Raw genomic sequence first — 22,377 nt, 5'->3', positions numbered from 1 at the left:
TGACCGTAGGCGTGCCGCCGTCGCGGCGTCGAGGCCTTGCCTACTGGCCCGAGGTGCATTATGCGGCGGGGTGGCGGGTCGTTCGGGGACCTGCTTTCGAAGGTTGCGAACGCCCGCTCTCCGGGTCGGGCAGGGTTTCGACAACACGAGATCGGATCTGCGCCGATGATGAATCCTGCGCCTCGCCACCCGGCTGGTCGCAGGTGTGCGCGCTCGATCGGCTGACGCACCACTCGACGACGCCTCGCCCTACGAGACGCTCCGCGAGATCCTTCCAGGGGTCGAAGTACCCTATCGCGACCACCTCGCGGCGGTTTACTGAAGGAGCCATCGTGATCTGAAGGAGGTTCGCCTGATGATGTGGGGCTACGGGTACGGGGCATGGTGGATGTGGATCCCGGCAGTTCTGATACCGCTGCTGATTGTGGCGGGCATCGTCGTGGCCATCGTCTTCTCCGTGCGAGAAACGAGAACAAGCAGCCATCCTTCCGCCGGATGGGGTCACGCCGAGTTCGATTCGGCGCGCCGGATACTGGAGGATCGGCTTGCCAAGGGCGAAATCACACCGGATCAGTTCCGGGAACTGCTCGAGACCCTTGACGTCAGTCGCCGCAGGAGTTGACCGCTGCCATCCACTCGACGCACTACCGGCCGCGCGACTGCTTCCAACCTGGCAACGACCATGACGAGCCAACACGACCTCAGCGACACCCGGGTGACGCCGCACATCGTGCTCGAGCAGATCCGTCGGCAACACTTCGCCGTGCTCTCCACGGTCGGACGGGACGGAGCCCCTCACTCTGCTGGCGTGAGTCACGGAACAACACGCCCCGGCGAACCCTTCGCCCTGTACGCCATGACCAGACGCCACCTGCTCAAAGCGCGCGACATCGCCTCGGACCCCCGGGTATCGATGGTGATCCCGATTCAACGATCCACGCTCACGTTTCTTCCACCCGCGACCATCCAGTTGCACGGGCGCAAGAAAGCGGCGATACCCGCGTCTGCTTCGTGAAGGTCACCCCCAACCCGAAGGTGCACACGCACATGGTGGGCTACCAGATCTGGGAACTGCAGCGAAATATGGAGGCCGGCGCCGGCAATGTGACCCTGGCGCCGGAGCAGTGATCGAGCCACGGCGTCGACACGCCTGACCTGCCAGAGGTCGACCAACCGGCCCCGGGTAGCGCGACCACCGCATCATGAACCTGTCCGACCGTGTGCGTGCTCCGCGTACGGCTCCGGCGCTGCATATCGCGGGCATATCGAAATCGGGATACGCCCTGACAACAGCCGCCTGCCTTGACTGGTGGAATGGCCTACCACGAGCGCACTCGAACAGCACCACCCGGCATCTCATCCCGGGCGCCCTCGTACTCGTCGGCCGACGACGGTGCCGGTCGCGTCATCCGCGGCGCCGCCCGCAGTGATGCGCTCGACGGTGCCGCTCGCGTGGTCGCGCGAACGGGCATCTCGATCTACGGTTGCTCCCCCGACGAGGCGGCAGCCTTCCGTGAGGCGGCGCCTCGCTTCGGCGTCATTCCGACGATCATCGACGCCGCGATCGCCGAAGACAATGTCGGGTTGGCATTCGGCAACCGTTGCATCAGCGTCAGCCACAAGACTCCGGTCACGAACGCCACGCTTCGCCTGCTGAGCGATGCCGGCGTCGAGTACATCTCGACACGCAGCGCTGGACGGAACCACATCGATCTGGACGTCGCGCGGAGCCTCGGCATCACGGTCGAAGGCGTCGACTACGCTCCCGACGGCGTGGCCGACTACACCCTGATGCTGATGCTGATGGCGCTGCGGAACGCTCGCTCGATCGTCATCCGCGCCGAGGCGAATGACTTCAGGCTCAACGTCGCACGCGGCAAGGAACTCGGCGATCTGACCATCGGAGTAATCGGTACCGGTCGCATCGGCGCCGCCGTCATGCAGCGGTTGCACGGCTTCGGTTGCCGCGTGCTCGCGTACGACCGCAACCCCAAGACGCCCGCCGACCATGTGCCGCTCGACGAGCTGCTCGAACGGAGCGACCTCATCACCCTGCACACGCCGCTCGCACCGGAGACGCGACATCTGCTGGATCGCCGGCGGATCGCCCAGCTGAAACCCGGTGCGGTCATCGTCAACACCGGTCGAGGTGCGCTCATCGACACCGCAGCGCTGCTCGACGCGCTCGAGTGCGGTGCCGTCGGCGGCGCAGCGCTCGACGTGGTCGAGGAGGAGGACGGGATCTTCTACGCCGATCGTCGGCGTCGGCCGATCGAAAGCCAGCTGTTCGTGCGTCTCCAGCGGCATCCGAATGTGCTGATCACGCCGCACACGGCGTACTTCACCGAACGCGCCCTCGCCGACACGGTCGAACACACCATTCTCAACTGCATCGCATTCGGAGGAACACAGCATGGATAAGTTGAACATCGCGATCCTCTTCGGGGGCGCCTCGGAAGAGCACCCCGTCTCGGTCAAGTCGGCGCAGGAGGTCGCCCGTCACCTCGATCTCGAGCAGTACGAGCCGTTCTTCGTCGGCATCACCACGAGTGGCGAGTGGAAGCTGTGCGAGGGCCCCGCCGCCGACTGGGAGAGCGGCGACTGCCGCACGGCGTCGTTGTCGCCCGACCGCGGCGTGCACGGACTCCTGGTGCAGCAGGACGACCGAATCACCACCATCCACCTCGATGCGGTGCTGCCATTGCTGCACGGCACGCTCGGCGAGGACGGCGCAATCCAAGGCCTGCTCGAACTCTCGGGCATCCCGTACGTGGGCTGCGACATCCCGAGCTCCGCACTCTGCATGGACAAATCGCTCGCCTACCTCGTCGTACGCAGTGCCGGCATCGCGACGCCGACCTTCCGAACGCTCACGGCCGACGGGCAGATCGACCTCGACGGCCTGAGCTACCCCGTGTTCGTGAAGCCGGCCCGATCGGGGTCGTCGTTCGGCGTCAGCCGGGTCGACGACGATGCTGCACTCGCCGCCGCGGTGCACGACGCCCGGCAGTACGACTCGAAAGTGCTGATCGAGCAGGCGGTCGCCGGCAGCGAGATCGGTTGCGCGGTGCTCGAGCACGACCTCGGCCTGATCGTCGGTGAGGTCGATCAGGTCCGCCTGTCGCACGGTTTCTTCCGCATCCACCAGGAGCGCGCGCCCGAGGCGGGCTCCGAGAACTCGGCCGTCGTGGTTCCCGCCGACATTCCCGACGAGACGCGAGTGCTCATGCAGGAGAAGGCGAAGGCCATCTACCGGGCACTGGGATGCCGCGGCCTCGCGCGGGTCGACATGTTCCTGACCGACGACGGCGAGGTCGTGCTCAACGAGGTCAACACCCTGCCCGGGCTCACCTCGTACAGCCGGTACCCGCGCATGATGGCGGCCGCCGGGCTCTCGCTCGGCGCGGTCATCGATCTGCTGGTGTCGTTCGCCGTGCGTCGGGCGGCAGCGGCCCCCGGGGCACTGGAGGAAGCGGCAGGATGATCGACGACTTCGTCTTCGTGGACGAGTTCGTTCCCGGCATCCGCTGGGACGCGAAGTACGCCACCTGGGACAACTTCATCGGCAAGCCCGTCGACGGCTACTCCGCCAATCGCATCGTCGGCACGACGGCGCTGTGCACAGGCCTGGCGCTGGCTCGGGAAGCCGCAGCTGCCCGCGGCCTCGGCCTGCTGCTCTGGGACGGCTACCGGCCCCAGCGTGCCGTCGACGACTTTCTGCGCTGGGCGCAGCAACCCGAAGACGGCCGCACGAAACGCAGACACTACCCGAACATCGAGCGAGCCGAGATGTTCGAGCTCGGCTACGTGGCCACCCAGTCCGGCCACAGCCGCGGCAGCACGGTCGACCTGACGCTCTTCCACCTCTCGACCGGCGAACTCGTCGCCATGGGCGGCGATCACGACCTGATGGACTCGCTCTCTCACCATGACGCCGTCGGCATTCGCGCGACCGAGGCCGGAAACCGACGTCAGCTGCGCTCGATCATGGAGAGCAGCGGCTTCAGCTCCTACGCGACCGAGTGGTGGCACTACACGCTTCGTGACGAACCGTTTCCCGACACGTACTTCGACTTTCCGATCAGGCAGGGCGTGAACGATATCGTCTCCACGCTCTCGAGACGAGGCAAGAATCGCTGATCACGTTGCTTGACGGCAGGGGCGGGCGGGACGTGGACCCGCAACGAAGAGTCGGGCCGCGGTCCGTGCGTCCCGGTCGGAGAGCTCGGGGTGTCCGTGGAGCTGACGTCGCCACTGCATCAGGCCGGCAGTCGCCTCCTGGCCTGCATTGTCGATGCGGGCGTCGACCTGAGCAGCTCGACGAGAGCATCGCGGTGGGTCAGTTGCGGATGGTGCCCGGCGCCCGCTACCGAGATCAGCTCGACGTTCGTACGCGTTGCGAGCTGTTCGACCGCGGCGGGGGTGAGGGGGTCATCGCTTCCCGTGATGATGCGGACCGGGCCGCTGAACCGACCGAGCGCTTCCACGAGTTCGGCCCGCCACTGCGTCGATCCCGCACGACTGAGTTGCTCGGCTGCCCTTTTGGCGCTGCGTCGTCGGAGGTCGCTGACGCTGGATTCGAGCGCGGCCGCGCTCGCGTCCGATCCGGTCAGCCGGTGCGACAGCCGTGCCGGGTCGGTGTGTCGCAAGTAGGTGCGCACGAGCGGGCGCAGTCTCGCCGACGCGCGCATCGGGGTTTGCAGGAAGAATGGTGCGATCAGCGTGAGGGACTCGACCTGCGCCGGGTACCGGTCGGCCGCGACCACTGCGGCAGCAGCGCCGATGGAATGGCCGACGACGTCAGCAGGCCTCCCACCCAGCACAGCGGGAAGCCACTGTTCCCAGTCTCGGATGCCTGTTCCACCGCTGAGGCCGAGTCCGGGAAGGTCAACGACCCGCGCGCCGACGACCGACGCCACTTCGGCCCACGTGTCTGCGTTGACGGGCAAGCCGGGAAGGAGTACCCGGCTGGACCCGGGCACGCCCAGCTCGAATGTCCTCACGCCGCCGGCGTCGACGAATCGACGCCCGTCGGTCGTCACGGCGCCGAATCGATGCGCGGCCAGGTAGTCGGCCCACCGTTCGAGGGACACCCGCACATCGGGCATCGGGATCCCGTGTCGGTCGGCGAGCTCGATGGCGGGCTCTGTCGGATAGCGGTCGGCGGACATGAAGGTGAGTGTTTCGGGATCTGCCTTGGTGATCCGCTGCGGGAGCCGTCGGATGACACCGACCGGGATCCGCACCGGCGGGACTCTCGCACCGAGATGCCGGCCGACGTGCGTGAGCAGCTCCGCCAGCGGCGGGGTGTCGTCGTCGAGCACCCAGTAGGCCTTGCCCGCAGCGGACGGATCGATGGCTGCCGCCGCCATGAAGGCCGCCAGATAGTCGACCGTGACGACCGGGAGGAAGGTCGCTTCGCCGCCGGGCAGCGCGGCCGCGCTGCCGTCCCAGATCTGTTCGATCGTGCTGGCCAGTCCGATGTGCTGATCGGACTCTCCGGTCAGGCTGTCGCCGATCACGCTGGACGGATTGACGATGGTCCAGGGAAGTCCACGCTCCAGGGCTCGGGCCTGGAAGATCGCGTCCGATTCCACCTTCGACGCTTCGTAGGCGCCGAGTTCCTTGTAGGCCGCGGCGCGGTGGTCGTCCGACCAGGGGACGGTCGTGGGGTCCTGTCCGCCGACGCGGTAGCCCGAGATGTGGACGACGCGCTGCAGGTGAGGGAGGCCCTCTGCGAAGTCGAGCAACTTCTCGACGATGCCGACGTTCGCGCTGCGTGCTTCGTGGGCGGTCATCCCGAATCGGTAGGTCCCGGCGCAGTTGTGGATCTCGGTGACGAACGGGAGCGTCAATGGGCCTCCCGCGACGATCTCAGGAGCATCGAAGTCGACGATCGTCGTGCTGATGTTCCGTGTCACGCCGTGCTTCCTGAGCCATCGCTCGACACGCGCACCGGATTCTGCAGTCCGAACTGCCGCCGTGACGTTCGCACCCGCCTCGGCAAGGGTCAGGACGAGGTGCCGGCCGACCAGTCCCGAAGCTCCGAAGACCAAGGCGTGACGGGAGTTCTCATGCGGTGTCATCGCGCCCCGCCAACGGCCTGGCAGCGCTGGTCGATGAGCTCTGCCACGACGTCGGCGGCTGAGATCAGGGGCTGTGTGCTCTGCATGGCCCGAGAGACGATGACCGCCCCCTCGATCGTCGAGACGACGACCGTCGCCAGGGACCGGGCGTCCACGGCGTCGATGCCGTTGGCCTCGAGCAGCGCAGACGTCGGGGCGATCCACGATTCGAAGGCCGTGGCGCAGGCATGCCGCAGTCGCTCGCTCTCCGCGCCCATCTCCAGGGTGACGACGGAGACCGGGCATCCCAGTCGGAAGCCGCTGTCGCTGACGATGGCCGTCAGCGTCTCGATCGCGGCGCGAACGGCCTTGCCCGCACCGCCCTCGGACCCTGCCGCCTCCACGATCAGCGTCTCGAACTGCTTCTCGGCGAGTTCGACCGCTGCGACCCCCAAGCCCTCCTTCCCGTCGGGGAAGTGGAAGTAGATCGAGCCCTTGGGGGCTGCAGCATGTTCAGTCACCGCGTTCAGGCCGGTGCCGCTATAGCCGTTGGTCTGGATGAGCTCGAGCATGGATGCTGCGAGCCGTGCCTTCGTCAGGTCTCCTTTGGATGCCATGACGTAAATAATAGACCGGTCTACATATTTTCTGCAATCGCCGAGAGAAGGCCCAGGAGTGCCGGACAGGTCGAGAGTGCTGCCAGACCGGTCGAGTCCGGCCGACCACCGCACCAGACGCACCACCATGGCGCGCTCGACCGAACACTCGGCGGACAAGCGCGAATGCCAGTCCCTCCCCTCTGTTCGAGGCAAGAAACCCTGATCATGTCGATTAAGGTAGGGCGGACGGGACTTGAACCCGTGACCGATGGATTATGAGTCCACTGCTCTGACCAGCTGAGCTACCGCCCCGCGCGCCGGATCACTCCGAGGATGCGGCCGGCGCGATGTCGGTGACCGGATCGGTCACCGGCCTCCCACGATACAGACTCTCGAACGTCGAGATGGTGCGCTGGATGTCATGCGCGGCGATGAGCCGGATCGACCCCTCTTTCAGGGCGCGGAACTCGGCCTCGGGCGCCTCCAGCACTTTCCGCAGCTTCGCCGCGAGGTCTTCGGGGCTCGACGGCTCGAACAGGTAGCCGTTCTCGCCGTCGTGCACGAGGTGCGGCAGGGCCATGGCGTTCGCGGCGACGACGGGCAGCGCCGAAGCCATCGCCTCCATCGTCACGATCGACTGCAGCTCGGCGATCGAGGGCATCGCGAGCACCGTGGCGCGGTGATACGCGTCGCGCAGCTCCTCATCGGTGACCCGACCCGTGAACGTGACGCGGTCGGCGATGCCGAGTTCCACGGCGAGGTGCTGCAGGTTCTTCAGCTGGTCGCCGCCGCCGACGATCTCGACCTTCACGTCGAGCTCTGCAGGCAGCAGCTTGGCCGCGCGCAGCAGCACGTCGATCTGCTTCTCGCCCGTCACGCGGCCGACGAAGAGGATGCGGTTCTCGGTGCGCGGCTCCCAGTTCGGCGAGTACTTGTGCGCGTCGATGCCGCACGAGATCGCGTGCACGCCCTCGAGGCCGGTGTGCTCCTCCAGGAAGCGCGCGGCCTTGCGGGTCGGCGTCGTGACCGCCTCGGCCCGCCCGAACGAACGTCGTGCCGCCCGCCAGGCGAGACCCGTCGCCCACTCCTGCCATGCCTTCGGCAGCATTGTGAACTCGAGCATGTTCTCGGGCATGAAGTGATTGGTGCCGATGATGCGGATGCCGCGCTTCTCGGCCTCGATCGAGAGCCCCCGGCCGACCACGATGTGCGACTGGAAGTGCACGACGTCGGGCTTCACCTCGTCGATGACCCGGGCGCTGTTCTGCTTGATGCGCCACGGCAGCGCGAACCGAAGCCAGTCGTGCGGGTACCAGCGCCAGCTGAGCAGGCGGTGCGCCGTGAGCTCCTGCCCCTCGTGCACCTCCTTCCAGGTGCCGTGCTTGCGGCTCGCGGCCGGCGCCATGACGTGCACCTCGTGCCCGCGCTCGACGAGCCCCGCAGCCAGGCGCTCGGCGAATCGCGCCGCACCGTTGACGTCGGGAGCGAACGTGTCGGCGCCGATCAGGATCTTGAGGGGGCGGTCGGGCGTGGCGCCAGCGGGCGTACTCGCACCGGGGGTGTCAGACACGGGTCGTGGTTCCTCACAGTTCTTGGGCAGGACGGTCGGTCCCGTCGAGTACCGCGGCGCAGGCGATGAGCGCGGCGGACTGAATCCGACCATAGTCTACGCAGCGCACCCTGACGGATGCCCGGCGGCGGGTCGGAAGTTCGGGTTGCGCGCGCCTCAGAGACGCGTCTGGGGGTGGTTCTTCGCGAGGCGGAACACGCCCCACACGGCGATCGCACCGGCGAGGACGTATACGACCATCGCCCACGGCGGCGCCTGCGAGGCCTCGCCGAGCACCGCGATGCCGATGACGACCGCGACGAGCGGGTCGACGACGGTGAGACCGGCGATGACGAGGTCGGGCGGGCCCGACGCGTAGGCGTTCTGCACGAAGTACGCGCCGAGCGCCGTCGCCGACAGCAGTCCGATGATGCAGAGCACCGTCAGCCAGCCGAACCCGCCCTGCTCGATCGCGCCGAGCACGACCTTCGCGAGCGTGGCGACGAAGCCGTAGAGCACGCCGGCCATGATCACGTAGTAGATCGCCCGGATCCGCTTTCGGAACCAGATGAACGTGACGAGTGCGACCAGGAGCACCACGAGCAGGATCAGCAGGATGATGATCAGCTGCGCGTCGGTCACGGGCTTGTCGACCGCGGTGAACGCGGCGACGCCGACGAACAGGAACACGCCGCCGACGCACATGATGATGGCGATCACCGACTTGTGATTGAGCTTCACGTGATTCACACGCGAGTTCACGATCGACGTGATCACGAGCCCGATCGCGCCGAGCGGCTGCACGACGATGATGGGCGCGAACTTGAGGCTCGCGAGCTGGAAGACGATCGCGAGCCCGAGCATGAGCGTGCCGAGCACCCACGACGGACGGGCGAGCAGCAGGCCGAGCTGCCGCAGGTCGAGCCCCTTGCCGAGCGTGTCGCTCGTGTGCGACTCGACCTTCACGACGCCCCGGTGCTGGAACTGCGCACCCAGCGAGAGGAAGACGGCGCCGATCAGCGCGAGCGGGATGCCGATGAACGTCTGAGGGTCGAGCGGGATCTGCTCCGCGAGGTCGCTCAGGTCGGGGTTCACGCAACGACCCTACCTGCTCACCGCCCGATATCCTTGCCGAATGGCCGTGCTCCCCATTCGAATCTCCGGTGATCCGGTGCTGCACTCCCCCGCGAAACCCGTCGAGACGATCGACGACGAGGTACGCCGCCTGGTGGCCGACATGTTCGAGACGATGGACGCGGCGCCCGGCGTCGGCCTCGCCGCACCGCAGGTCGGCGTCGGCCTCCGCCTCTTCACGTACGGCTGGGTCGACGAGGAGGGCAACCGCTGGCGGGGCGTCGCCATCAATCCCGAACTGCTCATCTCGCCGCCCCCTCCCGGCGACCCCGACCTCGACGAGGAGTCGGAGGGGTGCCTCTCGTTCCCCGGCGAGCGGTTCGGGCTGCGACGTGCCGATCGTGCACTGCTGCGCGCCACCGATCTCGACGGCGACGAGTTCGAGATCGACGCGCACGGATGGCTCGCCCGCATCTTCCAGCACGAGTACGACCACCTCGACGGAACCCTCTACACCGACCGGCTGTCGTACCCCGACCGCAAGATCGTGGCGAAGATCACGAAGAAGCTCGGATGGGGCCGGCCGGGCGTGTCCTGGATGCCCGGGGTCGACGATCTCGAGGGCTGAACGACGCGAGGGATGCCTCGTGCGGCATGCTGGTCGCGCACGCGGGCGTCGCCCGAGGCATCCCGTCAGGTGAACGCGCGGATGCCCGCCGCGACGGCCGCGGCGACGAACACGACGATCACGAACGGCACCCTGAGCGCGTAGAGCGCGGCCGCGACGATGAGCGCGGGGACGCGCGCGTCGACGACGATCTGCTGGCCCGCGCCGAGCGTCTGCACCGCGATGAGCGCGGCGAGGAGCGCCACCGTGAGGAGGTCGGCGATGCGCGCCGGACGCTCGCGCTCGAGGAAGCCCGCGGGCACGAGGTGCCCCGACAGCTTCAGGGCCAGGGTCGCTGCCGAGGCGATGAGGATGATGTGCCACGTGGTCATGCCGCCCGCTTCCTCGAGAAGAGGTCGAACCAGCCGACGACGACGGCGACGAGGGCCGCGACGAGCACCGGGAGCCCCGGCATGAGCACGGGGGTCGCGATCGTCGCGACCACCGCGGCGCCGACGGCGACGGCGCCGGCCTGCACCCGCTTCAGGCGCGGCCAGAGCAGGCCGAGGAACGCGGCTGCGGCCGCCGCATCGAGGCCGTAGGCGCTCGTGTCGCCGAGCGCGTCGCCGATGAGCGCGCCGAGGAAGGTCGTCAGGTTCCATCCGATGAAGATGACGATCCCCGTGACCCAGAATCCGACGCGCGCGGCGCGATCGTCGGTCTGCGCCAGCGCGACCGCCGTCGACTCGTCGATCGTGATCCACGCCGCGGCGATCGTGCGCCAGAGGCTCGAACGGTGCCCGTCGTGCGGTGCGTCGACGACCGGCTTCATGCGCATGCCGTAGACGACGTTGCGGATGCCGAGCATCGCCGCCGTCGCGATCGCCGACCCTCCGGCCGCGACGCCGCCGGAGGCGAGCACGCCCACGAGCGCGAACTGCGAGCCGCCCGTGAACATGACCAGGCTGAGGAAGCACGTCTGCCAGACGTCGAGCCCCGCGGCGACCGCGAGGGCTCCGAACGAGATGCCGTACACCGCCGTCGCGATGCCGACGGCGAAGCCGTCTCGGATCGCCCCGCGTCGAGCGGCGTCGACGGCCGCGGCAGCCGAAGCCTCCGCCCGCTCGTCCACGCCGCCTCCCGAAGAGAAGAAAGGCCGCCCGGACACCGGGCGGCCTTTCGCTTGCTCCCCCACTTGGACTCGAACCAAGAACCTATCGGTTAACAGCCGATTGCTCTGCCAATTGAGCTATGGAGGATCGCTTGTTCAGCACCGTTACTCTAGCAAACCGTCGGCCAGTCTCCCAATTCGAGGATGCCTCGGACCGGATGAAAGGGACGGGCGGGTCAGTACCCGGCATCGAGGTCGATGACCCCGTCGAATTCGCCCTCCCCGAGGAACGCGCGCACGTTGTGCTCGACGCGCTCGGCGAGCAGGGCGGGGGTCGTCGCGAGCGCGTCGGCCACGTGCGGCGTGATGAGGCAGTCGGGCGCGGACCACAGCGGGTGCCCGACCGGCAACGGCTCGGGATCGGTCACGTCGAGGCCCGCCCCGCCGAGGTGGCCCGAGGCGAGCGCGGTCACGAGCGCGTCGGTGTCGATGATCGGCCCGCGGCCGACGTTGACGACGACCGCACCGGGCGCCAGCGCCGCGAGCACGTCGGCGTCGACCAGCCCGCGGGTCTCGTCGGTGAGGGCCGCCGCCACGATGAGGACACCGGCGCCGGCCGCGACCTCGACGAGCCGATCGGTCGTCACGGTTCGCGCCGCACCCTCGAGGTCGCCGGCACGACGGCGCACGACCGACACCCGTGCCCCGAAGGGCACGAGCAGCCGCAGCAGCGCCGCGGTGATGCCGCCGGCGCCGATGACGACGACGTCCGCGCCGAACAGGCTCCGGCTCGATTCGTCGCGACGCCACTCGACGGCCCGGGCTCGCCGAGGAAGGCGTCGAAGCGCCGCGAGCGTCAGGGTCAGCGCGTGTTCGGCGACCGGTCGCGAGTAGACGCCCTTGCCGCTCGTCCAGGTGCGGCCGTCGCCGCGGACGGCCGCGAGCACGTCGGCGAATCCGTCGACCCCGGCCCACGGCAGCTGCACCCACTCGACGCCCGGCGCCCGGCGCAGCACCTCGGCCAGGTCGTCGCCGCCCGACGAGGCGCTCCACACGATGCCCCGGGTGCGCTCGTCGAGCGGCCCGACGACCCCGCCCGCGCGTTCGACGGCCGCGACGAGTTCGGGGGCCGCCTCGGGCACGACGGCGATCGACGTGCCCGAGCGGCGCGCGCCCGAGGCATCCGTCATGCCAGCGGCTCGGCCAGGTCGTCGGTGATCGCGTGACCGTCGTCGAGCGCGCCGGCCAACGCCATCACGTACGGATGCCGCGGATCGTCGAACACCTCGTCGATCGTGCCGATCGCGACGAGCTCGCCACGATCGAGCACGGCGATGCGATCCGCGGTGCTGCGCAGCACCGGCAGGTCGTGGCTGATGATCACCGCCGAGAAGGTGTGGTGGTCGCTGAGATCGCCGATGAGCTGAGCCACGACGTCGCGCACGCTGAGGTCGATGCCCGCCGTCGGCTCGTCGGCGATGAGCAGCGACGGACCGAGCACGAGCGCGCGGGCGAGTGCCACCCGCTGGCGCTGTCCGCTCGACAGCTCGAACGGGTACTTCTCGAGCATGCCGAGCGGCAGGCGCACCCCGTCGAGCATCGTCGCGACGCGCGTCGCGAGGGCCCTCCGGTTGTACCGGTGATCTCGTTCGAGGATGGGGCCGCCGATGATCTCCGCGACGCTGCGATCCGAGGGCAGCGTCGAGGAGGCGTCCTGAGCGAGATAGCCGACGTGGAACCGGAACTCCGAGACCTTGCGCTTGGGCAGGCGGCGCAGGCCGTGCCCGAGCACGGTCGCCTCGCCGCCCGTGATCACCGGCCGCACCTCGGCCGAGCGCGGCTCGAGGGCGACGCCGGAGAGCACCTTCGCGAGGGTCGACTTGCCGCTGCCCGCGCTGCCGAGGAGGCCGAGCACCTCCCCCGGCGCGACCGTCAGCGAGACGCCGTGCAACGCGACGTGCGCGGGACTCGCGCCGTGCGCCGGGTACTCGATCGACAGATCGCTCAGCACGACCGGATAGCCGTGCGCGTTGCGGTGCATCAGTCTGCCTCCCGGAGCCGGCGCAGTTCCTCTCGACGTTCGGCCTGGGCACCCGGATCGGGCACGGGCAGGGAGGCGAGCAACCGCTGCGTGTAGGGATCGCGCGGAGCGCCGAGCACCTCGGCGCCCGTCCCCTCTTCGACGAGTTCCCCACGATAGAGCACCGCGATGCGATCGGCCAGCAGGTCGACGACCGCGAGGTCGTGGCTGATGAAGAGCGACGCGAAGCCGAACTCGCGCTGCAGCTCGTCGAAGAGCTCGAGCACGCGCGCCTGCACCGAGACGTCGAGCGCGCTCGTCGGCTCGTCGGCGATGAGCAGCTCGGGTTCGAGTGCGAGCGCTCGAGCGAGGCTCGCGCGCTGGCGTTGTCCGCCCGAGAGCTCGTGCGGGTAGCGGTCGCCGTAGGCGCGCGGCAGCTGCACCGCCTCGAGCAGTTCGTCGACCCGGTGACGCGCGTCGGCCGCGTTCTGCGCGCGACCGTGCACGACGAGCGGTTCGGCCACGCACTCCGCGATCGTGAGCAGCGGGTTGAAGCTCGACGCCGGGTCCTGGAAGACGAAGCCGATGCGGCTGCGGACCTGCCGGAACTCGCGTTCGCGGATGCCGTTCATCTCGTGGCCGAGCACGCTGAGCGATCCGCCGGTGACCTTCGTCAGGCCGGCGATCGCGCGACCGATCGTCGTCTTGCCGGAGCCCGACTCGCCGACGAGGCCGAGCACCTCGCCCGGGCGGATCACGAAGTCGACGCCGTTGACCGCGCGGAACCCCTGGCGGCCGAATCGGCCCGGATACGCGATCTCGAGCCCCTTCGCCTCGACGACGGGCGTCCCCTCGGCCCAGCCCTCGGGCCGGGCCGCAGCGCGGGCCGCGGTCTTCGCGGTGCCGGTGCCGACGTACGGCACCGCCGCGAGCAGGGCCTTCGTGTAGTCGTCCTGCGGATCCGCGAACAGCTGCTCGGCGGTCGCCTGCTCGACGACCTTGCCCTGGTACATCACGGCGACGCGGTCGGCGAGGTCGGCCACGACGCCCATGTTGTGGGTGATCAGCACGATGCCCATGTCGAACTCGTCACGGCAGCGACGGAGCAGGTCGAGGATCTCGGCCTGCACGGTGACGTCGAGGGCCGTCGTCGGCTCGTCGGCCACGATGAGCCCGGGGTCGAGCACGAGCGCCATCGCGATGACGATGCGCTGCTTCTGACCGCCGGAGAACTGGTGCGGGTAGTGGTCGATGCGCGTCTCGGGGTCGGGGATGCCGACCCGGCGCAGCACGTCGATCGCCTTCGCACGCGCGTCCTTCTTCGAGATCTCGGAGTGGGCGCGCAGCCCCTCGATGATCTGCCAGCCGACCGTGTACACGGGGTTCAGCGCAGTCGACGGCTCCTGGAAGACCATGGCGACATCGGCGCCGCGGATGTCGCGGAGCTTGCGCTTCGACACCGACACGATGTCGTGCTTGCCCGTGCCGGCCTTGTTCGACAGGATCACCGCGCCGCTCGCGGTCGCCGTCTCGGGCAGCAGCCCGAGGATCGTCTTCGCGGTCACGGTCTTGCCGCTGCCGGACTCCCCGACGATTGCGAGCACCTCGCCGCGCTCGACGCTCAGCGTGACATCGTCGACCGCCTTCACGGCGCCCGCGTCGGTCGAGAACGAGACGCCGAGGCGCTCGATGCTGACGACCGTGTTCGTCGTGCTCATCGCTCGACCTCGATTCCGTGCTCGTCGAAGGTGGCTTCGTCTTCGAGTCCGCGCAGGCCGCCGGGGCCGGCGACGAGCGTGCCGCCCGGTACGACCGAGGTCTCGGCGACTTCGCCGGCGGACTGGGCGACTCGCCGACGGCCGCGCAGGCGCGGGTCGGCGAGATCGTTGAGGCTCTCGCCCACGAGCGTGATGCCGAGCACGGCGAGCACGATCGCGAGGCCGGGGAACAGGGCGGTCCACCAGATGCCGCTCGTCACGTCGGCCACGGCCTTGTTGAGGTCGTAGCCCCACTCGGCCGCTGCGGTCGGCTCGATGCCGAAGCCGAGGAAGCCGAGGCCGGCGAGCGTCAGGATCGCCTCCGAGGCGTTCAGCGTGAAGATGAGCGGCAGCGTTCGGGTCGCGTTGCGCAGCACGTGCCGGAACATGATGCGCGCGTGCGGCGCACCGAGCACCTTCGCCGACTCGACGTACGACTCGGCCTTGATGCGGACCGTCTCGGCCCTGATCACCCGGAAGTACTGCGGGATGAAGACGACGGTGATCGAGAGCGCAGCGGCGAGGATGCCACCCCAGAGGCTCGACTGACCGCCCGAGATCACGATCGAGAGCGAGATCGCGAGCAGCAGCGACGGGAAGGCGTAGATCGCGTCGCACACGACGACGAGCACTCGGTCGAACCAGCCGCCGAAGTAGCCCGAGACGAGGCCGAGCAGCACGCCGATGAACAGCGAGCACACGACGGCGACGATGATGACGAACAACGCCGTCTGGGCGCCCCAGAGCACGCGCGACAGGACGTCGAAGCCGCCCGAGGTGGTGCCCAGCAGGTGCTCGGCGGATGGCGGCTGCTGCGCGCCGAACCGGCCGTCGGGCCCACGCAGTTGCGCGAAGCCGTACGGCGAGATGACCGGTGCGAGCAGGGCCGTGAGCACGAACAGGGCCGTGATCACGAGGCCGGCGACGAGCATGCCGCGCTGCAGGCCGACGCTCTGCCGCAGCTGGTGGACGACCGGCAGGCGGTCGCGCAGGCGCCGCTTCGGCACCGCGGGAATGGAAGCCGTGGTCATCTCAGTACCTCACCCTCGGGTCGATGAAGGCTGCGATGATGTCGACGATGAAGTTCGTCAGCGCGACGATCACGGCGAGCAGCACGACGATGCCCTGCACCGCGACGAAGTCGCGCGCTTTCAGGAACTCGGCGAGCATGAAGCCCAGGCCCTTCCACTCGAAGGTCGTCTCGGTGAGCACCGCGCCGCCGAGGAGGAGCGCGATCTGCAGGCCGATGACCGTGATGATCGGGATGAGCGCCGGGCGGTACGCGTGCTTGCGCACGAGCCGGTACTCGCTCACACCGCGAGAACGCGCCGCGTCGACGTAATCGGTCGACAGGGTGCCGATGACGTTCGTGCGCACGAGCCGCAGGAAGATGCCGGCCGTCAGGAGTCCGAGCGCGATCGAGGGCAGGACGGCGTGCGCGAGCACGTCGCCGAGCACGGCCGGGTCGCCGGTCATGAGGGCGTCGATCGTGTAGAACCCGGTCGGATTCGGCAGCGTCTCGATCGCGATCGTCGCACCCGTCGAGGCGCGCCCGTTCACCGGGAGCACGCCGAGCCACACCGAGAACACGAGCTTCAGCAGGAGGCCCGAGAAGAACACGGGCGTCGCATAGCAGAGGATCGCGAAGACGCGGAGCGAGGCATCCTGCCCCTTGTCGCGGAAGTAGGCGGCGATGAGGCCGCCGGGGATGCCGATCAGGAAGGCGACGATGAGCGAGTAGAACGCGAGTTCCATCGTGGCGGCGCCGTAGGTGAAGAGCACCTCGGTGACGGGGCGGTTGTTCGTGAGCGTGGTGCCGAAGTCGCCCGTGAGCAACTGGCCGAGGTACTCGAAGTACTGCACGAAGAGCGGCCGGTCGAAGCCCGCGGCGTGGATGCGCTCGGCGAGCTGGTCGGGTGGCAGCTGCCCGCCGAACTTCGCGGTGATGGGGTCGCCGGTCGTGCGCATCAGCAGGAAGACCAGCGTCACGAGGATGAACACCGTCGGAATGATGAGCAGTGCCCGGATGATGATGTAGCGGCCGAGGCTGGGACCGCCCGAGGATCTCTTGGATCGCTTCGGTGCGGACTCGGCGCCGGTGGCGGGGGCCGTCGTCGTTGAGGTCAATGTTCGCCTATCGGGGGTGGGTCTCGAAGTCGGGTGGCCCGCTCACGCATGAGCGGGCCACCCGTTTCATCGCTGAAGCGACTCTATCCGGCGGTTCAGCCCTTGGTGAGGGGCGCGAACCGGAACTTGAACGAGCCGTCGAGGATGGCCCCGTCGATGTCGGTGCCCGTCACGACGACCTGCGCACCCTGGAGGAACGGCACGGTCGACAGGTCGGCCGCGACCTTGTTCTGGATCTCCTCGATGAGCGCGGTGCGTGCTGCCGGGTCGGGCGTCACGGCCTGCTCGAGGATGAGGTCGTTGACCTCCTGGTTGGCGTAGTGGTTGCTCAGGAAGTTCTCGATGAGGAAGAACGGCGTGAGGTAGTTGTCGGCGTCCGAGTAGTCGGGGAACCAGCCGAGCTGGTAGGCCGGGTACACATCGGCGACGCGGTCCTTCGAGTACTGCACGTACTCGGTGGACTGGAGGTCGACCTTGAACAGGCCGTCCGCCTCGAGCTGGTCCTTGATGAGCGCGTACTCGTCGCCGGAGCCGGGACCGTAGTGGTCGGTGTTGTACTGCAGGTGCAGCTCGACCGGGGTCTCGACTCCCGCCGCCTCGAGCGTCGCCTTCGCCTTCTCGGCGTCGGGGCCGCCCTGGCCGTCTCCGTAGAGGTCCTTCAGCGGCTCGATCGCGCCGGCCAGGCCCTCGGGGACGTACGAGTACAGCGGGGTGTAGGTGCCCTTGTAGACCTGCTCGCTCAGCGCGTCGCGGTCGATGAGGTCGGCGAGCGCCTGACGCACCGCGAGCGCCTTGGCCGGGTCGGCCTCGGCGGTCTTCGCACCGTACGGCTGGGTGTCGAAGTTGAAGACGATGTAGCGGATCTCACCGCCGGGGCCGTCGACGACCTTGACCTTGTCGTTGCCCTTGAGGTCGTCGATGTCGGTCGCCGAGAGGCTGCGGTAGGCGACGTCGATGCCGCCCTCCTGCACGTCGAGCTTCATGTTCGACGAGTCGGCGTAGTACTTCAGGTTGATCGTGTCGGTCGCCGCCGGGTCGAGCAGGCCCTTGTAGTTCGGGTTCTTCTCGAACGAGATCAGGTTGTTGAAGTCGTAGCTCTTGATCGCGTACGGGCCGCCGAACGCGTTCGCCGCGACGATGTCGTCGTCGCTCGTCAGCGCGTCGGCCGAGAACGACTCCTCGTCGACGATGGCGCCGGGGAAGCTCGTCAGGATCTGCGGGAAGACCTGGTCGTTCTCCGCCTTGAGGTGGAACACGACGGTGGTGTCGTCGGGCGTCTCGACCGAGTCGAGGTTGTAGAGCAGGCTCGATGCGCCGTTGGGGTCGGCGATCTTGAGCTGGCGGTCGAACGAGAACTTCACGTCGGACGACGTGAGGTCGTTGCCGTTGGCCCACTTGAGCCCCGCCGGAAGGGTGACCGTGTACTCCGTGGGCGCCGTGAACTCGGCGCTCTCGGCGAGGTCGGGCACGACGTCGGTGCTCTCGTAGTCGGTGTTCAGCAGGTACGGGAACACCTGCGTCTGCACCGCGAGCGAACCGTTGTCGTACGAGCCGGCCGGGTCGAGCGCGGTGACCTTGTCGGTGGTGCCGACGGTGATCGTGCTGCCCGAGGCGCCGTCGCCGTTGTCGCCGCCGCCGGCCGAGCAGCCGGCCAACGCGAGCGTGGCGACCGAGAGCCCGGCAGCCGCGATGAGCGCGCGGCGTCCGTTCTTGGATGCGGATGTCATATCCGTCTACCTCTTCCTGTCAGGACTGAAGCGCACCGCGGCGTCCACGGCGCGTTCTCGTATCCCAGAGTTAGCACACGGACCGGTCGCGGCGCATTGGCGGGCCTCCCTCGCCCGCAATGTTTATTGATCTGCAATCTTCCGCGCAACGGATCGGCGTGATGCCACTCAGGACGCCGGATTCCGCTGTTCCACGCGCATCGGCCGATGCATCCGCGGCACTCGGCACGACTCCACTGTTCGGGAATACCGATGCATAACCATCGGAATCTCCCATGCGTTGAAACGGTCGAATCCCTGTCGCGCGGGATCTCGTCGGTGAAAGGATCCGGGGAATCACCTAGCCGGCGGCTATGTGCCGCCTCCACACGTGATGCATGCGGGCTGCATCGTCCCGCGAGAGACACGATCTGGGAGGTTCACGTGTCACGACACCAACACCGACGCAGAATTGGGATCCGACGGGGCGGACTCGCCGTGGCCGCGGCCTTGGGCGTCATCACGCTCGCGACCGTCTCGAGCGGGGCCGCGATGGCGGCGCCGCCCGACTCGTTCGACCCAGCGGTGCTCGACCCCGTCGACCCGCAGCACTGGGAGAACATGGACGACATGACCTGGGACGACTACGTCGGCGTCCCCGGCACCGACTGGGCGAGCGACACCGAGGGGTCGGAGCGGCAGTTCAACGGCGCGATCGTGCTGCTCGACTTCGAGAACCAGCCGTTCCTCGTCACCCAGCCCGAGGGTTCGCACCCCTTCGGCGACCCGTCGGGGCTCGCGAACGGTCTCGACCGCGAGGACGTGCCGCAGTTCTACCTCGACCTGTTGAACACGCCCAATGAGCTCAACCACGGCCGCACCATCAACGACTACTGGATGGAGCAGTCGGGTGGTCGGCTCAGCGTGCAGATGGAGGCGTTCGGTCCGTACCAGCTCCCCGGCAACATCGAGGAGTACGGCCTGAACGACTCGTTCAACAAGCCGAATGCGGCGTACTGCCCGCAGGGCGAGTCGTGCGACAAGGTGCTGCGCACCGACGCGCTCGCGCTCTGGGGTGCCGACCTCGGCGTGCCGGACCCGCTCAAGGAGTTCGACCAGGTGTTCTACATCACGGCCGGGCACGACGAGTCGTCGACGTGGGAGGAGTTCGGGCAGATGCTGTTCGAGTCGCCCGAGGACGTCACCGACGACTTCGGCCCGCCGCGCGACGAGAACGGCCAGGCGCTCGACCAGAACGGGCAGCCGATGGCCAACTGGGCGAAGACCCGCTACATCCCGTGGACGTCGTGGCAGGCCGCGATCAACCACTGGCCGAACGCGAACTTCCCGTCCAACGGCCGCGCCGGCAACTCGACGCAGGCCGAGTCCTCGGGCATGGGCACCTTCGCGCACGAGTTCTCGCACATCCTCGGGATCTCCGACAACTACGGCAACCCGTACGGCACCGAGGCCGACGACGGCGGTCCGCTCCGTGACACGAGCGGCCCGTTCGACGTGCTCGCGCGCGGCTCGTTCAACGGTCCCGGCGGCACGCACGAGCGCTGGAGCGTTCCGTCGGTCGCCGGCGGCTCGCAGCCCGCGGGCGTCGCGCTGCGCAACCGCATCAAGCTCGGGATCATCGACCCGTCGAACTACCTGAACCTGCAGGAGTCCGAACTCGACGCGCTCGGTTCGGTGGTCACCGAGGTCACCTCGCGCGCGGTCATGCGGCCGGGCGAGCTCACCGGCATCAACCTCGTGTTCGACAAGCCCGACGCTGCGGCGGCCGACAACTCGACCGGCACGTGCACCCGACGGGCGCAGTTCGACTGCGACGGCGGCTCGTTCGACAACTACACCGTCGAGGTCATCGACCGGATGGGCACGGACTCGTTCCAGCCCGACCACGGCGTGATGATCGCGAAGACGAAGAACCAGGACCGCAACCCGTTCATCTGGACGGTCGACGCGAACCCGCAGAACATCGACACGGTCGACTACGTCCGCCCGGACGGCACGCCGATCATGATCACGCGTGGCGACCAGCGTCAGCTGAACGATGCGCTGTTCCATGCCGGCAACGACTCGGGCTCGGAGTACGAGTACGTCGACGAGGCCAACGGGCTGCACTTCTACATCCTGAACATGGAGCGCGACGACGACGGCATCCTGTCGTACGACGTGGCGGTGCGCTCGACGGTGAGCGCGGGCCCCCAGGCCCGCGGCGTCGATCTCGGAAAGGCGATCGTGAAGGGCGACCTCGCGTCCATGCACGGTCAGGCGCAGGCCAAGGGCGTCTCGATCGCGCAGTGCCAGGTGCCGCTGACCAACACGGGTGACGCCGTCGCCGACGCGAAGGCGAACAGCGACATCTACCGTCTCACGACGTCGATCGACGGCCGCGGCTGGTCGGTGAACACTCCGAGCAGCATCGTCTCCGCCGCCGCCGGCGAGACGATCACCGTTCCGGTCTACGCCTCCCGGGGTGCGGACGCCGCCCGTGACGCCACCGTGACGGTCACCGCGACGTCCGAGAACGACCCCTCGGTGACCGAGACGATCACCTGCGAACTCGACGCACCGGGCAACGCCCGCTGAGTCGAGCGCATCGATCGGCGGCCCGCGGAACCGGAACCCCTCGGTTCCGGTTCCGCGGGCGCACCGTCGGGGATCGTCCTCGACCGACCACGACCACGCCCGCCCGACCGCGGGCCGCAGGAGGCGACATGGCATTCCGACCGATCCCCCGCGCGACGCTGTGCGCCGCGCTCGCCCTGTCCGCCGCCGCGCTCGCCGGGTGCGCCTCCCCCGGTGACGCGGCCGGAGGCGAGGTCCAGCTCGTCGTTCGCGACGGCAGCCTTCGGGAACTCGGCGCCGTCTGCTCGGGCGCGAGGCCCTACCTCGGGTTCCACAAGGGCGCCGAGCTCGCACTCATCGACGTCGACGGCCGGGAGTCCTACCACGCGGTGCTCGGCGACGGCGAGGCGGTGAAGGTCGACGACATCGACTACGGCACCGCCCCGCGAATCCCGACCTTCTGCCGCTTCGTGCTCGATGCCGCGACTCTCGAGAGCGGCACGTACAGCGTGAGCATCGACGGCGACGTCGTCGCCGAGCACGTCGTGGACGGACCTGCGACCATGATCTTCGTGCCGGCCCTCGCGTCGGTCGACCCGTCCTCCGAAGGAGCAGAATGACGCCGCCCCGATCAGCCGCAGTGTTCACCGTCGTCGCCGCGCTCGTGCTCATGATGACCGCCTGCGCGTCAGGGCCAAGGGGCGGCGCCGACCGGCTCCCCGGGCAGCTCCCCGCCGACGCGTCGTTCGCTGCGGTCGACGGCGCCCCCGACGCGCCCGCGCTCGACGGCCGACTCGTCGACGACACCCGCGTCGACCTCGAGGCGCTCGCGGCCGGTCGACCGCTCATCGTGCAGTTCATGGCGAGTTGGTGCACGAGTTGCGCCGAGCAGCAGTCGGTGATCTCCACGATCGCCGACGAGTACGGCGACGCCATCGCGATCGTGCAGGTCTCGGGCGACCGCGACGTCGCGGAGCTCACGAGCTACCTCGATGAGCAGCAAGTCGACCAGCCCGTGATCGTCGACCCCGATCTCCAGATCTGGCGCTCCTTCGCCGTCACCGAACCGCCCATGACCGCGTTGATCGACGCGGAGGGCCACCTCGCCAAGCTCTGGCCCACGGGCGCCGACGCCGACACGATCCGCGAGCAGCTCGACGCGATCGTGCTCACCGCGGGCTGAGC

Annotated in this window: 21 protein-coding genes and 2 tRNA genes; 9 read left to right on the top strand and 14 right to left on the bottom strand. The window is 68.6% G+C overall.

Annotation, left to right across the window (positions count from 1 at the left end; genetic code table 11):
• Nucleotides 1-355 precede the first annotated feature (355 nt).
• The 5 genes from ACFWGP_RS03715 to vanX all read left to right on the top strand — a co-directional run bounded on the left by ACFWGP_RS03715 (nucleotide 356) and on the right by vanX (nucleotide 4,140).
• Nucleotides 356-622, top strand: coding sequence for an SHOCT domain-containing protein (locus ACFWGP_RS03715; RefSeq protein WP_376930147.1), 267 nt, complete (start codon nucleotides 356-358; stop codon nucleotides 620-622).
• Nucleotides 623-682: 60 nt separating this feature from the next.
• Nucleotides 683-1,015 carry a pyridoxamine 5'-phosphate oxidase family protein gene (locus ACFWGP_RS03710; RefSeq protein WP_231431118.1) on the top strand — a complete coding sequence of 111 codons (333 nt, stop codon included), beginning with the start codon at nucleotides 683-685 and terminating at the stop codon, nucleotides 1,013-1,015.
• A 437-nt stretch (nucleotides 1,016-1,452) separates the two neighbouring features.
• Nucleotides 1,453-2,421, top strand: coding sequence for an NAD(P)-dependent oxidoreductase (locus ACFWGP_RS03705; protein ID WP_376930428.1), 969 nt, complete (start codon nucleotides 1,453-1,455; stop codon nucleotides 2,419-2,421).
• A complete protein-coding gene (gene vanA / locus ACFWGP_RS03700; RefSeq protein WP_376930146.1) occupies nucleotides 2,414-3,484 on the top strand; it encodes a D-alanine--(R)-lactate ligase in 1,071 nt (356 codons plus the stop codon). The genes ACFWGP_RS03705 and vanA overlap by 8 nt, the downstream gene beginning before the upstream one ends.
• On the top strand, nucleotides 3,481-4,140 hold the full coding sequence (gene vanX, locus ACFWGP_RS03695) for a D-Ala-D-Ala dipeptidase VanX (RefSeq protein WP_376930145.1): 660 nt from the start codon (nucleotides 3,481-3,483) through the stop codon (nucleotides 4,138-4,140). The genes vanA and vanX overlap by 4 nt, the downstream gene beginning before the upstream one ends.
• A 119-nt stretch (nucleotides 4,141-4,259) precedes the next feature.
• Here the strand turns inward: vanX and ACFWGP_RS03690 are convergent, their stop codons facing one another.
• From ACFWGP_RS03690 to ACFWGP_RS03670, 5 genes are all read right to left on the bottom strand, one after another.
• Nucleotides 4,260-6,086 carry an alpha/beta fold hydrolase gene (locus ACFWGP_RS03690; protein ID WP_376930144.1) on the bottom strand — a complete coding sequence of 609 codons (1,827 nt, stop codon included), beginning with the start codon at nucleotides 6,084-6,086 and terminating at the stop codon, nucleotides 4,260-4,262.
• Nucleotides 6,083-6,637 carry a TetR/AcrR family transcriptional regulator gene (locus ACFWGP_RS03685; RefSeq protein WP_231431123.1) on the bottom strand — a complete coding sequence of 185 codons (555 nt, stop codon included), beginning with the start codon at nucleotides 6,635-6,637 and terminating at the stop codon, nucleotides 6,083-6,085. The genes ACFWGP_RS03690 and ACFWGP_RS03685 overlap by 4 nt, the downstream gene beginning before the upstream one ends.
• Before the next feature lie 265 nt (nucleotides 6,638-6,902).
• Nucleotides 6,903-6,976, bottom strand: a tRNA-Ile gene (locus ACFWGP_RS03680).
• 10 nt (nucleotides 6,977-6,986) lie between these two features.
• Nucleotides 6,987-8,234, bottom strand: coding sequence for a glycosyltransferase (locus ACFWGP_RS03675; protein ID WP_231431124.1), 1,248 nt, complete (start codon nucleotides 8,232-8,234; stop codon nucleotides 6,987-6,989).
• 156 nt (nucleotides 8,235-8,390) lie between these two features.
• Entirely contained in the window at nucleotides 8,391-9,308 is a 918-nt protein-coding gene (locus ACFWGP_RS03670; RefSeq protein WP_231431125.1) for a DMT family transporter, read from the bottom strand.
• Between the two features lie 40 nt (nucleotides 9,309-9,348).
• Between ACFWGP_RS03670 and def the strand changes: the two genes are divergently transcribed.
• Nucleotides 9,349-9,915, top strand: coding sequence for a peptide deformylase (gene def, locus ACFWGP_RS03665; RefSeq protein WP_376930143.1), 567 nt, complete (start codon nucleotides 9,349-9,351; stop codon nucleotides 9,913-9,915).
• Between the two features lie 65 nt (nucleotides 9,916-9,980).
• Here the strand turns inward: def and ACFWGP_RS03660 are convergent, their stop codons facing one another.
• The 9 genes from ACFWGP_RS03660 to ACFWGP_RS03620 form a co-directional block, all read right to left on the bottom strand.
• Nucleotides 9,981-10,286, bottom strand: coding sequence for an AzlD domain-containing protein (locus ACFWGP_RS03660; protein WP_231431127.1), 306 nt, complete (start codon nucleotides 10,284-10,286; stop codon nucleotides 9,981-9,983).
• The gene (locus ACFWGP_RS03655) at nucleotides 10,283-11,026 is read right to left on the bottom strand and encodes an AzlC family ABC transporter permease (protein WP_376930142.1); all 744 of its coding nucleotides are present in this window, start codon (nucleotides 11,024-11,026) and stop codon (nucleotides 10,283-10,285) included. The genes ACFWGP_RS03660 and ACFWGP_RS03655 overlap by 4 nt, the downstream gene beginning before the upstream one ends.
• A 54-nt stretch (nucleotides 11,027-11,080) precedes the next feature.
• Nucleotides 11,081-11,153: transfer RNA gene (locus ACFWGP_RS03650), tRNA-Asn, on the bottom strand.
• An 88-nt stretch (nucleotides 11,154-11,241) separates the two neighbouring features.
• Complete coding sequence (locus ACFWGP_RS03645; protein ID WP_376930141.1) at nucleotides 11,242-12,195, bottom strand: NAD(P)-dependent oxidoreductase; 954 nt, start codon at nucleotides 12,193-12,195, stop codon at nucleotides 11,242-11,244.
• Nucleotides 12,192-13,046, bottom strand: coding sequence for an ATP-binding cassette domain-containing protein (locus tag ACFWGP_RS03640; RefSeq protein WP_231431129.1), 855 nt, complete (start codon nucleotides 13,044-13,046; stop codon nucleotides 12,192-12,194). The genes ACFWGP_RS03645 and ACFWGP_RS03640 overlap by 4 nt, the downstream gene beginning before the upstream one ends.
• Nucleotides 13,046-14,743 carry an ABC transporter ATP-binding protein gene (locus tag ACFWGP_RS03635; RefSeq protein WP_231431130.1) on the bottom strand — a complete coding sequence of 566 codons (1,698 nt, stop codon included), beginning with the start codon at nucleotides 14,741-14,743 and terminating at the stop codon, nucleotides 13,046-13,048. Before ACFWGP_RS03635 ends, ACFWGP_RS03640 begins: the two co-directional genes overlap by 1 nt.
• A complete protein-coding gene (locus ACFWGP_RS03630) occupies nucleotides 14,740-15,813 on the bottom strand; it encodes an ABC transporter permease (RefSeq protein WP_231431131.1) in 1,074 nt (357 codons plus the stop codon). The genes ACFWGP_RS03635 and ACFWGP_RS03630 overlap by 4 nt, the downstream gene beginning before the upstream one ends.
• 1 nt (nucleotide 15,814) lies before the next feature.
• Nucleotides 15,815-16,909, bottom strand: coding sequence for an ABC transporter permease (locus ACFWGP_RS03625; protein WP_231431132.1), 1,095 nt, complete (start codon nucleotides 16,907-16,909; stop codon nucleotides 15,815-15,817).
• A 95-nt stretch (nucleotides 16,910-17,004) separates the two neighbouring features.
• The gene (locus ACFWGP_RS03620; protein WP_231431133.1) at nucleotides 17,005-18,636 is read right to left on the bottom strand and encodes an ABC transporter substrate-binding protein; all 1,632 of its coding nucleotides are present in this window, start codon (nucleotides 18,634-18,636) and stop codon (nucleotides 17,005-17,007) included.
• Nucleotides 18,637-19,113: 477 nt separating this feature from the next.
• On the opposite strand from ACFWGP_RS03620, the gene ACFWGP_RS03615 reads away from it, so the two are divergent.
• The 3 genes from ACFWGP_RS03615 (at nucleotide 19,114) to ACFWGP_RS03605 (ending at nucleotide 22,375) form a co-directional block, all read left to right on the top strand.
• The gene (locus ACFWGP_RS03615) at nucleotides 19,114-21,213 is read left to right on the top strand and encodes a peptidase M6 (protein ID WP_376930140.1); all 2,100 of its coding nucleotides are present in this window, start codon (nucleotides 19,114-19,116) and stop codon (nucleotides 21,211-21,213) included.
• 128 nt (nucleotides 21,214-21,341) lie between these two features.
• Nucleotides 21,342-21,812 carry a hypothetical protein gene (locus tag ACFWGP_RS03610; protein ID WP_376930139.1) on the top strand — a complete coding sequence of 157 codons (471 nt, stop codon included), beginning with the start codon at nucleotides 21,342-21,344 and terminating at the stop codon, nucleotides 21,810-21,812.
• The gene (locus tag ACFWGP_RS03605; RefSeq protein WP_231431136.1) at nucleotides 21,809-22,375 is read left to right on the top strand and encodes a TlpA disulfide reductase family protein; all 567 of its coding nucleotides are present in this window, start codon (nucleotides 21,809-21,811) and stop codon (nucleotides 22,373-22,375) included. The genes ACFWGP_RS03610 and ACFWGP_RS03605 overlap by 4 nt, the downstream gene beginning before the upstream one ends.
• Nucleotides 22,376-22,377: the final 2 nt, after the last annotated feature.

The organism is Agromyces sp. NPDC127015 (assembly GCF_042725165.1).
Taxonomy (GTDB): domain Bacteria; phylum Actinomycetota; class Actinomycetes; order Actinomycetales; family Microbacteriaceae; genus Agromyces; species Agromyces chromiiresistens.
The sequence above is the reverse complement of the archived record's forward strand: the minus strand, read 5'-3'. Positions and strand labels throughout refer to the sequence as shown.

What these genes read in the sequence shown, in the direction of transcription:
- ACFWGP_RS03715 (WP_376930147.1), top strand. Translation starts at nt 356, where the DNA reads ATGATGTGGGGCTACGGGTACGGGGCATGGTGGATGTGGATCCCGGCA.
- ACFWGP_RS03710 (WP_231431118.1), top strand. Translation starts at nt 683, where the DNA reads ATGACGAGCCAACACGACCTCAGCGACACCCGGGTGACGCCGCACATC.
- vanA (WP_376930146.1), top strand. Translation starts at nt 2,414, where the DNA reads ATGGATAAGTTGAACATCGCGATCCTCTTCGGGGGCGCCTCGGAAGAG.
- vanX (WP_376930145.1), top strand. Translation starts at nt 3,481, where the DNA reads ATGATCGACGACTTCGTCTTCGTGGACGAGTTCGTTCCCGGCATCCGC.
- ACFWGP_RS03690 (WP_376930144.1), bottom strand. Translation starts at nt 6,086, where the DNA reads ATGACACCGCATGAGAACTCCCGTCACGCCTTGGTCTTCGGAGCTTCG.
- ACFWGP_RS03685 (WP_231431123.1), bottom strand. Translation starts at nt 6,637, where the DNA reads ATGCTCGAGCTCATCCAGACCAACGGCTATAGCGGCACCGGCCTGAAC.
- def (WP_376930143.1), top strand. Translation starts at nt 9,349, where the DNA reads ATGGCCGTGCTCCCCATTCGAATCTCCGGTGATCCGGTGCTGCACTCC.
- ACFWGP_RS03660 (WP_231431127.1), bottom strand. Translation starts at nt 10,286, where the DNA reads ATGACCACGTGGCACATCATCCTCATCGCCTCGGCAGCGACCCTGGCC.
- ACFWGP_RS03645 (WP_376930141.1), bottom strand. Translation starts at nt 12,195, where the DNA reads ATGACGGATGCCTCGGGCGCGCGCCGCTCGGGCACGTCGATCGCCGTC.
- ACFWGP_RS03640 (WP_231431129.1), bottom strand. Translation starts at nt 13,046, where the DNA reads ATGCACCGCAACGCGCACGGCTATCCGGTCGTGCTGAGCGATCTGTCG.
- ACFWGP_RS03635 (WP_231431130.1), bottom strand. Translation starts at nt 14,743, where the DNA reads ATGAGCACGACGAACACGGTCGTCAGCATCGAGCGCCTCGGCGTCTCG.
- ACFWGP_RS03630 (WP_231431131.1), bottom strand. Translation starts at nt 15,813, where the DNA reads ATGACCACGGCTTCCATTCCCGCGGTGCCGAAGCGGCGCCTGCGCGAC.
- ACFWGP_RS03620 (WP_231431133.1), bottom strand. Translation starts at nt 18,636, where the DNA reads ATGACATCCGCATCCAAGAACGGACGCCGCGCGCTCATCGCGGCTGCC.
- ACFWGP_RS03610 (WP_376930139.1), top strand. Translation starts at nt 21,342, where the DNA reads ATGGCATTCCGACCGATCCCCCGCGCGACGCTGTGCGCCGCGCTCGCC.
- ACFWGP_RS03605 (WP_231431136.1), top strand. Translation starts at nt 21,809, where the DNA reads ATGACGCCGCCCCGATCAGCCGCAGTGTTCACCGTCGTCGCCGCGCTC.